Below are 15626 nucleotides of genomic sequence, written 5' to 3' on the forward strand. Positions count from 1 at the left end.
CAGCGCATGTCCATCCCCGTCACCTGTCCGCAATGCGGCGCGATCAACAAGGTCAACGAATCGTTGGCCGGCCGACGCTTTCGTTGCCCTGAATGCGATACCGCGGTGCACGTGCCGGAGCGTGAGATCGAACAATCGCCGCCCCCGTTGCCCGAAAAATCGCGGTCGAAGGCCAAACGGATCCAACGCGAAACATCCGCCGCCGACCACACCACTTCCGCACCGGAGATCGGCGAATCGATTGCCGAATCGCCCGCGGTGCCCGCCCCCGGCGGACTGCCGCCCTCCACCGCAGCCGAGCCGGGGCCGCAACCTGACGCGGCCTCAATCGTTCCCGGCGGGGACGACTGGGAAGACGACGAACCAGTGCTGCAACGCAGCAAGCGGGATGAAGAGGAATTGGACATGACGCCGATGGTCGACGTCACCTTCCTGCTGTTGATCTTCTTCATGGTCACCGCCGCGTTCAGCCTGCAAAAGTCGATCGAGATGCCAAGGCAACAGACCGACGCCCCCAGCACGACCGTCGTCGAGGAAGAAGAGGAAGACCTGGAAATGGTCGAAGTCCAAGTCGACGAATTCGGCTCCTTTCTGGTGCTGGCGCCGGATTGGGAACAGGAAACCCCCGGAAAACAGAACTTGATCACCGCCCTCAAACGCGCCATCGAAGGTAGCAGCGGGATGCGGCTGGTGATCAAGGTCCACGAACAATGCAAACTGCAATACCTGGTCGACGCAATGGATGCGGGCACCATCGCCGGATACGCCGAAACCCAGGTGACCCAGGTTGAGGAATTCGACTAGGGACAAGTGAAAAACCACCGCGGGAATCACCGGAATATCGACGACGGGCAGTAGCGCCGCGTCCGATCCGATTCCGGTTCCTCCCGCTGCAACCGATTGCGTCCCGGCCGGTTTTCGAAACCATTCGGCCGACGGCACGCGAACCCAACGATCTACTGACAGCCAACCCTTTTCATATCAACGATGCTTGCTAACGAATTAATCGATCGCCTGGAACGACGTGGGTTGTTGGACCAGGAAATCATCGAGGCCCTCCGAGAACAACTCCAACAGGGTGGCGCCCGCGTCACGCCGGAAGCCGTTGCGAAATTGCTTGTCGACAACGGTCAGCTGACCCGGTTTCAAGCCACCAAATTGATCGGGGAGTTGCGCAGCAGCGAGTACGCCGACGAATCGACGATCGCGGCGGCGGAGATCGTCGAAGATGACCTGGGGCTGTTGGACGATTCTTCGGCCGAACCACTGGAGGTGGAAGCCGTTCCGGTCGACGCGGAATCCGATCCGTTCGGGGGCCCTTTCGATTCCGCCCCGATGGCCGAACCGGTCGGCACCGCCGACAACGGTTCCCAAGCCGCGGGCATGGCCTTGGGCGAGGACGCTGGACTGGGAAGCGACCGGCCGCGGGCCCGACGTACCAAACCCGAGCCGACCAAAAGCCAGTGGGATTCGTTCAAGGTTTACGGCTTTCTGGGGATCATCGGTTTCTTGGTCCTGTCGGGCGCCGGGCTGTATTTCTTGCTCTCCAGAGGCAACGCCGACGACCGCATCAAGATGGCCAACGAGCTCTACGACCAGCAGAACTACACCGGTGCGCAGGAACGCTACTTGGAATTCCTGGACGCGTTCGGAGACAGCAACGAACACAGTTCCCTGGCGCGAACTCGCGTGACAATGACCGAACTGTATCGGGCCGAAGGCATGTCGGATCCGACTTACGCGTTGCAACTGGCGAAGGAAAAACTGCCGGAGATCGAGAACGAGGAGGGGCTCAACGAGGAGCGTGGCAACCTGGCGGCGTTGCTGGTCGACATCGCCGAAAACATCGCCAACGAAGCGTCGGAGAAATCGGAAACCGCCGCCAAACGCGAACTGCTTGAGAAGCTGGAGGAGCAAATCCAGTTGACCGAAAATCCGATGTACATGACCGGCGCGATGCGCACGACCCTGTCGGGACGAATGAAGGAAATCGAGGAGGCGCGGGGCCGCGTCCAACGCGACATCAACCGCAACGAGCGTCTGGACGCCGCGGTCGATCAGATGACCAAATTGCTGGACGCCAAAAGCACCAAACAGGCTTACGACGTCCGCTTCGAATTGTTGCGAGATTTCCCCGAACTGGCCGATAACGAACGGCTGGCAAAGTTGATCAAGCGGGCCAGCGAAATTCAACAGGAACTGGTCGAGTCGTCGGCCGAACTGCCGGAGCAGATTCCGGCGGGGAAGGAATCGGAACTGAAACTGATCGTGCTCAACGCACGGGAAGGCGAACGCGTTCCGGACTTGCGTGACGAAGTCATTTTCATCCGTTCCAAAGGATCGGTGCTGGCCCTCAACGGCGAAGACGGAACCCTGCTGTGGCGTCGCTATGTCGGTTACACCCAAGACCACAGCCCGGTCCGCCTGGATGACGGGACCGCCGTCCTGCTGAGCGAATCCTCCGCGTTGTCGGTGGAGCGTTGCGACGGCCGCTCCGGCGACGTCGACTGGCGGGTGAAGATCGGCGAACCGTTCAATCAACCGGTCGTGGAGGATGACGAGATTTACGTGGCGACCGAATCGGGCCGGTTGGTCAGCCTGGACGCGACGACCGGCGACGCCCGCTGGGCCAAACAGATCCCGCAGTCGTTGGAAGTCGGACCGGGCGTGGATCGCCGCAACAGCATCGCCTACATCCCCGGGGATCACAGCAACCTGTACGTGCTCAACAGCCGTGACGGCAGCAGCATCGAAAGCTTTTACACCGGCCACGCCGCCGGCACGATCGTGGTGCCTCCGATCCCGATGCTGGAGCACCTGTTTGTCGTTGAAAACAAAGGCCCCGATTACTGCCTGGTCCACATCCTGGGGGTCGATCCGGACGGCCGGAACGTCCGCAAAGCCCAAGACCCGATCCGCATGTCGGGCAACGTCGTCGTTTCGCCGATCGTCGCCCAGCAACGGCGGCTGATCGTGTTAACCGACCTGGGAGAGATCGCGGTCTTCGATGTCGAAGTCACGTCGGAAACGGAAAAGGTTTCCGTGGTGGCTAAACAGTTGGCGTCTTACTCGGCTCCGACCCTGACCCAGATGGCGGTGGGACGCAGCCAGATGTGGACCACCGGTTCGCGAATCGGACGATACGAGTTGCAGGTCAACCGCGGCCGTGTCGTCCCGGATTGGTTCCAACACGAAGGGGACACGTTCATCGGCCAACCCTTGGCCATCGGTGAGGCATTGGTGCACGCCCGCCAGCTTCGCGGCACCAGTGGTTTGCGCGTCTCCGCCGTCGATCCGAAGACCGGCGAAGAACTGTGGCGCAACGACATCGGCGCCCCCGTCGTGATGGTCAAACAGACCGACGCCGGCGTGCACGCCCTGACCAGTCAGGCGGCCCTGTACGAATTGGACGCCCAGGCGTTGCAAACCGGTGCCACCCGGGCCCCGTTGGAAAATCGCGGCGGCTCCGGAGTGATCATGCGGTTCGAGAACCCGCTGGCGATTGATGAACAGCGGAGCGTGCTGATCAATAAAGCCAGCGGCGAAGGTGGACAGCAGGTCGCGATCTATGACCCGACACGCAACACCGAAAAACTGCGGCTGGTCAGTTTGAACCTGCTGTCGGGCAAACCGTCCGGGCCAGGACTGGTTGCCGGCGGCGGCTTGTTTCTCCCGCTCAACACCGGTCGGGCCGTCGTGATGAATTACCTCACCGGGTCCCAATTGGGCAGCCCTTTCCAACCGGTCAGCGACCCGGTCGGCGAGGTCTGGTGGTCCAACGTGGTGCGTGTGCCGGATGACCCGGGACAGGTGGTCCTGACCGACAGCCGCAAATGGCTGTACCGGTTGCGGGTTGGCGACCAGATGAAAGAGCTTGCCGAAGCGGAATTGCCGCAACCCACCCTGGGCACCATCGCCGGCGTCGGCAACGTGTTGATGGCCGCGGTCAGCGGACCTGCCGCCGATTCGATCGTCGGTCACGACCTGATCGATTTGAAGCAGAAGTTCCAAACCCAGATGGATGGCCGAGTGATCTGGGGGCCGGCGGCAGCCGGGCAGCAGGGATTGGTCCTGACCGACGACCACGTTTTGCGTGGAATTGCTCCCGGCGACGGCAAGCTGACGTACTCCATTCCCGTTCCCAAAGGCCTGCCCGTCGGCGACCCGTTGATTCACGACGGGTCTCTGATCCTGGCATCGGATTCCGGTTGGGTCATCGTCGTCGACGCCTCGACGGGAGAACTCAAGGGCAAGACCGAACTGGGCCAGCCGCTGTCGGCTACACCGATGGTGTTGAAGGATCGCCTGCTGGTCCCCGGGGCCGAAGGCGTGGTGTACGTGATCCCGATTCCCAGCGAGGTCGAAGGCGAATGATTCACCGACAGAATCGCGAACAAACGACGACGCCCACCTCCGCGCCGCCGGCCCCCCCAGCAACGCGATGCCGCGCGTTTGGCCGGATTGTCGCTTGTGCCGTGTTCGCCGTCGGACTGGTCGCCGGCGTCTTCGGGCCGCTGGCCGCCGTGGCGCACGCGCAGTTGTTGACCTACGCCGAATCCGGAGAACCGGAAGACCCGGGACTGGGACTGCTGCAGGAGGAACCGCACGACATCATCTATTTCACCGAAGCCTCCGGCGGCGGCTGGGCCAAAGTGCGGCTGTTGCCGATCCGCGAGATCCCCAGCGATCGAAAAGGCACGCTTCGATTTTCCATCCTGGGGTTCGAGACCGACGAGTTTGTCGCCAAGTGGGGCGACATCGATCGGATCGATTTCTGGGAGAAACGGCTGGAGCGGGAAACCGCCGAACGCATCGCGGCCGACGACTTCACCGGCGCCTATCCGTTCCTGTCGATCCTGATCCGGGACTACCCGCGGCGCAAAGGGCTGGACGAACTGCGGGCCAATTTCTTGTGGCGGAACGCAATCCAACGGGCCAACAACCGCGAACGCGCCGAGTCGCTGGCGATGCTGGAAGAACTGCACCGTTTCGCTCCCGACTTCAAACAGTCCCAGGTGCTCAAGGCCATCAGCCTGACCACCGGCGCCGTGATGCAGTCGCTGGTCGATGAAGGCCAGCTGGATACCGCGCAACAGTTGCTGGCGCGGCTCAAACAGGATTACGGCAACTTCAACCTGGACGCCATCGGCAAGTGGGACGGCGAGTTCCTGAAGATGGCCCAGGAGAAACGCCAGGAAGCGATCGAAGCCGCCAGGCAGAAGGACTATAGGGTCGCCCGCAAGCTGGCCCGCGAAAGCCTGTACCTGAAACCGGACATCAGCGGCGGCAAGGAACTGATCCAAAAGATTGACCAGGTCTATCCCCTGGTCAACGTCGGCGTGCTGCAAAGTGCCCGGGTTTACGACCCGGTGCGGATGGACAACTGGGCCGCACGGCGTGCCGGCCGACTGTTGTATCGGACACTGTTTGAAATTCAGGGAGCGGCTCCGGAAGGGGGTGAATACGAGTTCCTGTTCGGATCCACCCAGACGACTCCCGACCGCCAAGTGTTGGAATTGAACTTGGAACTGGAAAAGCTGCAAACGCCGCTGAGCGAGATCCAAGTCGACTACCTGGCCGATCAACTGGCGATGCGTGCCGACCCGGAATCGGAAACCTACTTTTCCCCTTGGGCCGCAGCGGTCATCGGCATCGGCATCGACGGACCGCGACGCGTCGAGTGCGTGCTGCGTCGGCCGCACGTGCTGCCAACCTGCTTGTTGCAACTGAAGGTCGACGCCAGTTGGTTCGGCGGCGAGGAAGACGGCCCGACCGGCGACTATCGGATCGGATCGGTCGAAGATGCCGAATCCAGGTTTGTGCTGACCGACCAGGCCCGGCAGGCGAATTCCGACAGCGGCAAGCCAAGAGAAATCGTTGAAATCCGATGCGACTCCGGGTCCGAAGCGGTCTCCAAACTGCTGCAGGGCGAAATCGACGTGCTCGATCAACTGTTCCCCGCCGACGCGTTGCGGTTGAAGTCGCGACGTGACGTGAAAGTCGTCGAGTATCCGTTGCCGACGATTCACATGCTTGTGCCCTGTTCGGACCACGAGTTTCTGGCGGACAAGAATTTTCGTCGGGCGCTGCTGTATGGAATCGACCGCGAAGACATCCTGAAGGGTGAATTGCTGGAGAACCTGGAATCGCCCGGCTGCAAAGTCCTGTCGGGGCCCTTCCCCGCCGGAATGGATCTGAACGATCCGCTCGGCTATGCCTATGACCCCAGCATCCTGCCGCGACGGTTTGAACCCAGCCTGGCGCAGTTGTTGGTCGAATTGAGCAAGACGCTGAAAACGACCGCCGCCGAGAAGAAAAAGGAACCGGCGCCGAAACTGCGTCCGATCCGACTGGCCTTTCCCGCCGACAACCTGTCACGCGTCGCCTGCGAGGCCATTCGCAGCCAGTGGCAGCTGATCGGTTTGGAGGTCGAATTGGTTCAACTGCCCGTGGGACGCTCGTTCCCCGAACCGGACACGGCGGACATCGTCTACGTCTCGGCAGCCATCTGGGAACCCATCATCGATGCACGACGCCTGCTGGGCCCCCGCGGGCTGGCCAAAAGCGAGGATCAGCTGATCGGATTGGGCTTGCGACGGCTGGAAGAAGCACGCAATTGGCGCGAAGTCCGCGACCGATTGTTGGACCTGCACGCGATCTCGCACCACGAATTGCCGGTGTTGCCGCTGTGGCAAATGGTGGACTCTTATGCTTACCGCCGCAACCTGACCGGGCTGGGCAGCCGAATCGTGTCGCTCTACCAGAACGCGGGAAACTGGAGATTGGATTTTGACTGACCTACGACCGAGCCGCTGGCTATGCGTTGTCGCGGTAGTGCTCGCGCTGGCATCGCTGTTTTCGCTGCCAAGTCTTTCGGCAGCGGATGTCGCATCCGCTGCGTCCGATTCGACCGCTTCCGATCCGACCGATGCTCCCGAAGAGTCCGAGGAGGACGAAGAAGAACTGCAGACGGGACAGCCTTGGGATTACTCGCCCTATCGCGTCTTGATCTGGATCGCTTCCCGCGATGCCCGCATCAACGCGCAAACCGTTCATCACTCCCTGGCCGAATACCTGGATCGGGATTTCAACTCGATCTGGCGAACGACCATCACCGATGCGCCGGCATCGGTCCAGACGGCCGCCTTCCGATCCATGGACGATCTGACCTACGACCAGATCGCGGCTTCCGATCCGGTGATTGCCGTCAAACGCGATCACGAGGATGCCATCCGAATCCAAACCGTCAAATCGCTGCCCCGTTATGTACAAGCCGTGCCCGTCACCAGCGGCACGCGCAACGACGTGTTGCGACGGGCGGAAGCATTTGGCGACCCGTCGCTTGGCGGTGCCGCCTCGGTCTTGAAGACGTTTGACGGCGACGCGCTGGCGTTGGCCAAAACCTGGAACGACCCTTCCACCGAAGCAATGCTCGTGACCCGCGGCAAGGCATCCACCTTCGAAAAGCCCGGGGCCAAAATTCTGACCCTGCCGATTACCGAATTGGTTGAGACGGCGGTTGAAGAGTACGACAAGATCTTTGTGGTTCGCGTGGATGGTCCGAGCACCAGCCCGACCCGCAGACCGTCCGTCACCGTCGCCGAGTTGGAGACGTTGATGCGATACTTCGGCGCTCCGGTAACCACGCCGTATTCGGGACCGCACGATCTGGCGTCGGTGATCGGCTACACCGTCACCGAGGCGTTCGCGCCGATGGTGCGGATCGACGATGCGGGTCAGGACACGGCCACCGGAATGGTCCGTGCCGCCAACTTGATCTTGGATCCGGAATCACCGGCCGCGGTCCCCGTCGGCAGCGCGCTGATGCCGATGATTCGAAAGAACAATCGCGAGGGAAACCCGATTTCCATCGGGCCGATCGAGTGGGCCTACCTGATCGCAACCGAAAAGGACGGGCGCGACATCAAGATGGATTATTACTCGGGCCGTCCGGGTGGTCTGCAAGGTCGCAAGAATAAACGCACGTTCAAGATGGCGATGCTGCTGCACCCGCAAGACGACTCCACCCTGCTTCGTCTGCACGCCAAGGGGCGGGAGGACGAACCGCTGATCGGATACGAATTGTACGAACGGGAGCTCAATAGCAAGTCGATGACCTTCGTCGGCCGGACCGACTGGAACGGGCGGCTGGCAATCCAAAAGACCGACAACCCGCTCCGCCTGCTGTACGTGAAGAACGGGGGCGCCGTCCTGGCCCGGCTCCCCATGGTTCCCGGCCTGACCGAGATGGAAGTCGCCGACCTGAGCGGTGACGATATGCGATTGCAGGCCGAGGCGTACATCCGCGGCGTCCAGAACGCGATCGTCGACCTGGTCGCCATCCGCAAACTGCTGGCCGCCCGAATCCGACTGCGTCTCCGCGAAGGCAAAATGAAAGAAGCCGAAGACTTGCTGAACGCTTTGCGCGAGCAACCGACCAACGAACAGTTGGCCAACGACATGGGGAAGAAGCAGGGTGACTTTTTGAAAGCGATTGGCAACCGCAACGTCAACCAGCGACGGAAAGTCGATGACATGTTCAAGGTCACCCGAGAAATGCTGGGCAAGCAGATCAACCCGGCGGTGATCCGCGACCTGGAAGCCGATGTCAACGCGGCACGGGATAACGGAGGCAAACTGCCTGCGGAGGAAGAGGATCAGCCGGAAACGCAAGACGCCTCGCAAGGCTGAGCCACCCCGCTCGGCCGGTTTCGCCCGTTACTTTCGCCAGTCCGGTCGCTTGCGCCGCGCCTTGGGATGGTGCGTGATGATCTGGAACGTGGCGTCGCGCCCGGACAGCTTTCGCCCCATCGGTCGACGGGTGGGACGGACGATGGTCGCCCGAAGCTTCTGTTCCCCTTCGAACAACTCGTCGTCGATCTCGAATTCGACCACGCGTTTGACCAGCTCTTCCGGCACCAACTTGTTTGCCCCCGGAGGCGGTCCACCTCGATGGCCCCGATTGGGACCTGGTGCTCCGCCGGGCCCCGTTTGAGAAGAAAGCGGGCCACCGGGACCGGCCCCGCCGGTCTGCCAGACCGATCGGTGAAAGAAAACGTCGTCCCGAAAATCCTCGGCGTCGATGAATCCGTACTCCCCGTTGGGATCGACGAACCGGATCACCCCCAATCGTTTGCGCGTGATCCGAAACTTCTTCGGACGTTCGTCTTCCGGGGGTGGGCCCGGGGGTGGACTCTGTGATTCAGTCACCGAAGCGTGCTTGATCGTGAAAGGAAAATGCGGCGAGTGGGTTGGATACCGCAAGTTACCATCAAACGCTGATTCCGATAGCCGAAATTCCGGCCATGCCTTGGGTGGACCAGCCCCGGCGTCAGGCACAGCCTGACCTACGGCAGATTCGATTTGACGGACTTCGAATTCACGGACTGGACGTCAGTTCCATTCCGCTGACACTGGGGTTTGCTTCAGCCCCAGCCAGGCGGCCACCGAACGGTCGGTCGCGCGTCGAATGACCGAGGGCCACAATTGTTGGTCTCCGATCAAGATGTCGTCGCCAGTGGCGTCCAGCACATGCCACAAACCGGCATCGCATTCCGCCTTCAATTGCTCGGTGGACCAGCCGAGGTGCCCCACGATCAGGCGGAAGGAGCTGGGTTTCCGCTTGACCAGATTCTCCAACAGGTCACGCTGTGCCGCGACGTAGACCCCCTGCCCGGCTTCGGCTTCAGCGAATTCGCTGGCGTTGTGAATCGCCACGACTGGGCCTGAGAGAGGGCCGCCGAAGTGAATCGTTCCGAGTGTCTGTGAGGCCGACGCAACCGGGTTGTCGATCGCCCCATCGGTGCCCGCCGAAACCGGCGGCTGGATGTCCGTTCCGGGAACCTCGCCCGGCTGCGTCGTCTCGGACGGCGAAAGCCGTGAACCCGACCTGCCCTGCGGATTGGTGTCGGCGTCCTGCTGGGAGATCATTTTGGCCAGGGCCGGATGTGGGACCATGGGACGGTTCAGGAGAACCCCGAAGACTTGGTCGGCGTCGTGATGAACAATCAAACACACCGCTCGGTGGAGGACGGGGTCATCCACTAGCGTGGAGGCGACGAGCAGCTTGCCCGCCATCGAGTCGTTCGGTCCGGTCGGATGAAGATCCTGCATCATTTGCCTGCGTACACTCCTAACGATGCCAACTTGGCAGTCGACGAAACTCGTTCACAATGGCAGGGTAGAAATGCAACCGGTGTGCCAATCCCTGGGAGCAGGTCCCTGGGAGCGGCCCGCCAGATTCCACGGCTCGTGATCGACGTAAACGAAGCGAAGACAAGAGCTTATCCTCCTTGGAGGAAGGCCGATCCGGGGGCGCAATCGGCGGCGCCACGCCACGGACTGGACGCGCTGTGGGGAAACCGGGATCATTGATCCGGTGACTAAGCGAGCTCGGCCGGCAACTCGTTTCCACCCCCCCCTCGCCGCCCTGCCACGCGGCGACCATGGATCCTGTCCCCTATCACGTCAAACCAGCCGATCCGCGATGAGCCTTTATGAAATGCGCCGCAGCTACAAGCTGGGCAGCCTGAATGAAACAGACATCGATCCGGACCCAATGGTTCAGTTTCAAACGTGGCTGCAGCAGGCGATGGAAGGAGATTTGCCGGATTGGGTCGAGGTCAACGCGATGACGCTCTCCACCACCGAACCGGACGGCCGGGTGTCCAGCCGAATCGTGCTGCTGAAGGGTTTGGACAAAGGCAAATTCTGGTTTTACACCAACTACGCCTCGGACAAGGGCCGCCAAATCGCAGACAACGCGCACGTCGCGTTGTGCTTTCTGTGGCAACACAATCAACGTCAAGTGCGCGTGGAAGGCATCGCCGAACCGGCTCCGCGAGAGCAGTCGGTGCGATACTTTCGCACGCGTCCACGCGAAAGCCAGCTGGGGGCATTGGTCAGCGACCAATCAACCGTGATCGAATCCCGAAAGGTGTTGGAAACCCGGCTGCAAGAGCTCACAAAGAAGTACGCCGATGGGGACATCCCCTGTCCCGAACAGTGGGGCGGCTACGGCGTGACGCCGCTGCAGGTTGAGTTCTGGCAAGGGCGCGAAAAACGCTTGCACGACCGCCTGCGTTACCGGCGCGGCGAAGACAACCGATGGCTGGTTGAACGGCTAGCGCCATGAGCCGCCGGTTCCCACGGGGGGAAAAGGGGACGGGGGTCAATAGTGCAAAGCACCCGGAGGGCCGTTCCGGCTATTGACCCCCGTCCCCTTTTCCCCCTTCTCGCTCACTTGCTGGTGAACGTCACGTCGTCACTTCGAATGGCGATTGACTCTGGCAGGTCGCGGGCGTCGATCTGCAGCAACAGCGTGTGTTCTCCCGCGGGCACCGGAACCGGTTCTCCGATCGAACCGACTTCCTTGCCATCGATCCACAGCGTTCCTCGCTGCAGGTTGTCCACGTCGAACGTGGCCTGCGTCTCGGAACCGGCCTGGATCTTGGTCCGGAGGTAAAGATTGACCAAGGCGATGTTGCGCGGCTGAGCAGTCAACTGACGGAGTGTTTCGCGGTCGATCTTACCGCTAACGCGTGCCTGCAGCGGTTTCCAGCCTTCGGTCCGCTCGCCGGAAATGATCGCCTGGTTGCCCTGCTGTTCGATCCGGTGCGTCCCGGCCAGGACCTCCAACACGCGGGCCACGTTCTGGCGACTGGCATCATACGGTCCGGGTTTACCCAATTGCGTCAGGAAACGAATCAGGTCCAGTTGGTCTTGTTGGGAAATGCGATCCAGCAAGGCGGCTGGCATCAGTGACTGGCCCTGCTTGACCTCCAACACATCGGCCTCGGGAATCCGAACCAATTGGTTGGAGGCATCACGAAGCACGATTTCCGTGTCCGTGCTGCCGGATTCGATTCCCGAGAACACCTGTCCCGATTCGGTCAAAACCACCACGGAGTGATAATTCTCTTTGATCTTCGCATTCGGATCGAACAGGGATTCGATGATGTAATCGATCGGCGCGCTGGCACCCAAACTGGTCATGTCCGGGCCAACCTTTCCGCCAACACCTCCGATCGCGTGACAGGTCACGCATTGCAGTTGGGTCCTGCGATACACCAGCTCGCCGCGTTCGGCGTCGCCTTTGGCGGTCACCAACTGGCGGAGCTCCAGAGCTCGCTCGGGTGTCCATTCCGCGGCGGTCATGGTCAATCCGGTCTTCGGCATCAACGCTTCCACAAGCGCAGGTGCGTCGCGTCCACCTTCTCGTGCGGCGCGAACCCCGGCCCGGGCGGCAACCTGGGTGACTGCGTCGCCGGGCAAGCCGTCGATCAACAATGATTCACCGTTCTTGGCGGACAACATGGCACGCCACAACGTCAACGCCTGTTGTTCGGATTCGACATCCGCGAGAACGTGATAGAAGGGTTGCACCGCACGGCCGGGATCGGCCGCCGCCAGAGCTTCGACCGCAGCCACCTGAATGTCGCGGCTGTCGGCCGTGGTTGCCAGACGCGTCAGATGTTCAATCGCCGCGTCTCCGCCGCAAGCACGCAGCGACGCAATCGCCTTGGTTCGAATGTCCGTGTCGTTGGAGGCGGTGCCGGCGATTTCCGCCAACTGCGGAACCAACCAGCGGACTTTCCAGGCGCCGCACAGTTGAACCGCGGCGGCCCGTTGCCGTGGATCGTCGCTGGAGAGCAACGGTTTGAGGTCTTCACCCGGTTTCCCCGCAACGTCGGGGCGCACCCGGCGTGCCGTGGCCGCTTCGGCCATCGCTTGCAGGGCGCGAACGGTTGTCTGCGGGTCGAAGTTTCCTGCAAAGGTTTGTCGGTACAGCACCGCCAACTCCTCGGGGCCACCGGCCTTGGCGATCAACTCAATCCACGGCCCACTTCCGTCGCGGGAGATCTCATGTTCGGCAAGATACTGCCCCAGAAACTGCTTGGCCTTCTCCGGCTGGACGGACAACAAAACAAATTCCAGTGGCTTGCGCTGATTGGCTTCACCCCAGACGGGATCCTGAAGGTTGGCGATCAACGCATCCGCGTTTTGATCGACCATTAGGAACAGGGCGTGCTCGATGAAACGATCCAGCGGTCGATTCAGGGCCTGAAGTGATTGCCTGGCGGCATCCAGACCTCCCAGCGTGGCAAACGCCCGAACCGCTTCTAAACGCGTGCGAGGATTGTCATCAACGACCAGCTTTTCCAGACGCATCATCGCTGCGGCGCGATCAATGGTCGCGCTCGGATCACCGGGGTTGCTCCAGTGCGCCAAAACGCGCGTGGCCGCGGCCCGCGCGTTACCGTCATCGCCGGAGAGCAACTGGTCCAGCCAGTCGTTCTGGGACGCACCCACTGCGGCGGATAACCGCAAAGCCTGGATGTGTTGCTGAGGTGTTTCGCACAGGCTCCAAAGGTCCGACAGACGGGCCGCGGTCTGTTCGCTCCGTTCGATCAGAAGGCGGCGGGCGTGGGCGATCCGATAGCGGTCATCGGAAATCAGATGCGCGAACAGTTCATCGGTCGACTGCTTGGTCAGATCAAGCGGCCGTTGCGAGGGACGCCCCTTTGTGGTCACGCGCCAGATCCGACCGTGCCAGCGGTCTCGACGGGGGTCCCGAAAATCGACTTCGCCGTGATTGATGATCGGGTTGGACCAGTCGGCGATGTACAACGCGCCGTCGGGACCGAGTTTGACATCGATCGGCCGAAACGTGCTCTCGCTCGTTCGCAGCAGATCATCTTCTTGCGAGGCAACGAAGCCCGACCCGGATTCTTGCAATGAGAACCGAGTCACGCGATTGGCGCGAAAATCACAGGTGACGAACGACCCTTGCCAGGCTTCGGGAAAGCTCTCGGAGCGAATGATCTCGGCTCCGCAAAACTTCGGATAGCTTCCCGGGCTGATCAAATCGAGTGTCCGACGCGCCCCCGGGGTGGGATTGAACGTCGCACCTGGAAACACGTATGCAATGCCTTCGAATCCCGCACCGTCGGTCATGAAAGAGTTCCCCAGCGCATCGAACTGATGTCCCCACGGGTTCCACAATCCTCGGAAAAACACCTCCATGTGTTTGCTTTGGGTATCGAAACGAAAACCGCCACCGGCTTTCAATCGAACCACCCCGTGCGGCGTTTCGGTATCGGTGCGGGTGTAAACCGACTGGTTCATGTACAGCCGCCCGTCGGGCCCGAACACCAGCGTGTGCAAGTTGTGGTGCGTGTCCTCGGTGCCAAACCCGCTAAGAACCCGCTCGCGGCGGTCGGCTTGTCCGTCCCCGTCGGTGTCTTGCAGAAACAGCAGGTCCGTGCTTTGAGCGACATACACACCGCCGTCCCCGGGGGCGATCCCCGTTGGAATCAGCAGCGAATCGGCAAACACCGTGGATTGATCGGCGGTGCCGTCGCCGTCGCTGTCTTCCAACACCAGCACCTTATCGGGCAATCCCTGGCCGACTTCGATCATCGGGTAGGCTTCACTGCTGGCAACCCACAACCGTCCCTGGGCATCAAAGTTCATGTGGATGGGCTTGTTCAACAGCGGATTCTCCGCCCACAGCGTCACCTCCAGCCCGTCACCGACGACGAACTCTGGTGTCGTTTGCGGCGTGAATTCGGCGAACTTGGATTCCAGACGTGGTTGGGGCGAAGGGACTTCGCTGGGATCCAATCCACGAAGCGACGCGATGCGTTGCTCCTGCTTGACGATCAACGCATCGAACTGTGGAATCTCAGCAGCGTTCTGGCCCTGTTCATGCTTTCGAAAGCCGAACACGTAGGCCATGTTGGCCGGCCGCGAACGGTGGAACCACAACCGGTTCTTTTCCAAAATCGCCTGTCGCAGCGGCTCGGTTTGGTCATCGTCTTGCCAACGGCCATCCTTCAATCCCGCTTGCTCTTCGATCGCCGTCGCAAGCGCTCGATAGCCTGCCGCGTTCAAATGGATCGGATCCTTTCGCAGTTCAGGCTCGGTTGCCACTTGTCTCAGGTCGACGAAAACCCCGCCGGCCCGTTCACTCAGCCCGGACACGATGCCGGTGACCTGATCGATGACGTTCTGGGAAACCAAGGCGTCCCCGACCGGACGGATCGGTGAAAGGAACACAAAGCGACAGTCGGGGGAGATGCCGCGGGTGGCGTCGATCAATCGTTGGAAGTTCGCCTCAAACGTTTGGAGCCCTGCGGCACGCTGCTCGGGCGCCTGGGCCGCGATCTCCAAGGCGTTGGCCATCCCGTAGCCGAACACCGCCACGGTCGGCCGGGTCAGCTCGATTTGACGCTGCAGTTGGCGCCATCCTTCGTCGGGCTCTTCGCGACCAGCCTGCACCAGACTGAGCCCGAATCGGGACTGCCCCGCCGGCGTGTCCGCATTCCAACCCAAGTTCCGAAATGTCACGTCGGCCGAGGGAAAGGCGGTGGTCATCATCACTTCGACCCAACCGAAGTACTGCTCCTGCTCGATCAGCCCGTCGCCGATCAGGACCACGCGATCGCCATCGCCCAGCGACACGGCCGGCGCGGCGACGACCGACGGAAGGGGCACCGTCCAAAGGACGATCAGCGAGAAGACGATCCGCACGGTGGTGTGGCGGAGGGAAGTCCACATCGTGGCACGGCGATCGCCCGAAAAGCGTCGGGATAACGGATGCATGAAGGTCAATCCGAACAGGA

The 15626-nt window shown here is 61.6% G+C and carries 8 protein-coding genes; 5 read left to right on the top strand and 3 right to left on the bottom strand.

Annotation, left to right across the window (positions count from 1 at the left end; all coding sequences use genetic code 11):
- The first annotated feature begins 6 nt into the window (after window positions 1-6).
- The 4 genes from FYK55_RS19105 to FYK55_RS19120 all read left to right on the top strand — a co-directional run bounded on the left by FYK55_RS19105 (window position 7) and on the right by FYK55_RS19120 (window position 8691).
- Window positions 7-804 (top strand): biopolymer transporter ExbD, encoded by a 798-nt coding sequence (locus FYK55_RS19105; protein WP_150078045.1) that lies wholly within the window; start codon window positions 7-9, stop codon window positions 802-804.
- A 183-nt stretch (window positions 805-987) separates the two neighbouring features.
- A complete protein-coding gene (locus FYK55_RS19110) occupies window positions 988-4374 on the top strand; it encodes an outer membrane protein assembly factor BamB family protein (RefSeq protein ID WP_150078046.1) in 3387 nt (1128 codons plus the stop codon).
- Window positions 4371-6797 (top strand): ABC transporter substrate-binding protein, encoded by a 2427-nt coding sequence (locus FYK55_RS19115; RefSeq protein WP_150078047.1) that lies wholly within the window; start codon window positions 4371-4373, stop codon window positions 6795-6797. Before FYK55_RS19110 ends, FYK55_RS19115 begins: the two co-directional genes overlap by 4 nt.
- A complete protein-coding gene (locus FYK55_RS19120; protein ID WP_150078048.1) occupies window positions 6790-8691 on the top strand; it encodes a hypothetical protein in 1902 nt (633 codons plus the stop codon). The genes FYK55_RS19115 and FYK55_RS19120 overlap by 8 nt, the downstream gene beginning before the upstream one ends.
- A 27-nt stretch (window positions 8692-8718) precedes the next feature.
- Here FYK55_RS19120 and FYK55_RS19125 read toward each other — a convergent pair whose 3' ends face one another.
- Window positions 8719-9210 (bottom strand): cold shock domain-containing protein, encoded by a 492-nt coding sequence (locus FYK55_RS19125; protein WP_150078049.1) that lies wholly within the window; start codon window positions 9208-9210, stop codon window positions 8719-8721.
- A 183-nt stretch (window positions 9211-9393) separates the two neighbouring features.
- Window positions 9394-10116: a YqgE/AlgH family protein gene (locus FYK55_RS19130; protein WP_150078050.1), complete on the bottom strand. Its 723-nt coding sequence runs from the start codon at window positions 10114-10116 to the stop codon at window positions 9394-9396.
- A 370-nt stretch (window positions 10117-10486) separates the two neighbouring features.
- Between FYK55_RS19130 and pdxH the strand changes: the two genes are divergently transcribed.
- Complete coding sequence (gene pdxH, locus FYK55_RS19135) at window positions 10487-11134, top strand: pyridoxamine 5'-phosphate oxidase (protein ID WP_150078051.1); 648 nt, start codon at window positions 10487-10489, stop codon at window positions 11132-11134.
- Between the two features lie 104 nt (window positions 11135-11238).
- On the opposite strand, the gene FYK55_RS19140 is transcribed toward pdxH, so the two are convergent.
- Window positions 11239-15606 carry a PVC-type heme-binding CxxCH protein gene (locus FYK55_RS19140; RefSeq protein ID WP_161604627.1) on the bottom strand — a complete coding sequence of 1456 codons (4368 nt, stop codon included), beginning with the start codon at window positions 15604-15606 and terminating at the stop codon, window positions 11239-11241.
- Window positions 15607-15626: the final 20 nt, after the last annotated feature.

The sequence above is a fragment of the Roseiconus nitratireducens genome, from assembly GCF_008629675.1.
GTDB classification, from domain to species: Bacteria; Planctomycetota; Planctomycetia; order Pirellulales; family Pirellulaceae; genus Stieleria; species Stieleria nitratireducens.

Coding starts and splice junctions, on each gene's coding strand:
- FYK55_RS19140 (WP_161604627.1), bottom strand. CDS start 15,606: ATGCATCCGTTATCCCGACGCTTTTCGGGCGATCGCCGTGCCACGATG.
- FYK55_RS19115 (WP_150078047.1), top strand. CDS start 4,371: ATGATTCACCGACAGAATCGCGAACAAACGACGACGCCCACCTCCGCG.
- FYK55_RS19130 (WP_150078050.1), bottom strand. CDS start 10,116: ATGATGCAGGATCTTCATCCGACCGGACCGAACGACTCGATGGCGGGC.
- pdxH (WP_150078051.1), top strand. CDS start 10,487: ATGAGCCTTTATGAAATGCGCCGCAGCTACAAGCTGGGCAGCCTGAAT.
- FYK55_RS19110 (WP_150078046.1), top strand. CDS start 988: ATGCTTGCTAACGAATTAATCGATCGCCTGGAACGACGTGGGTTGTTG.
- FYK55_RS19105 (WP_150078045.1), top strand. CDS start 7: ATGTCCATCCCCGTCACCTGTCCGCAATGCGGCGCGATCAACAAGGTC.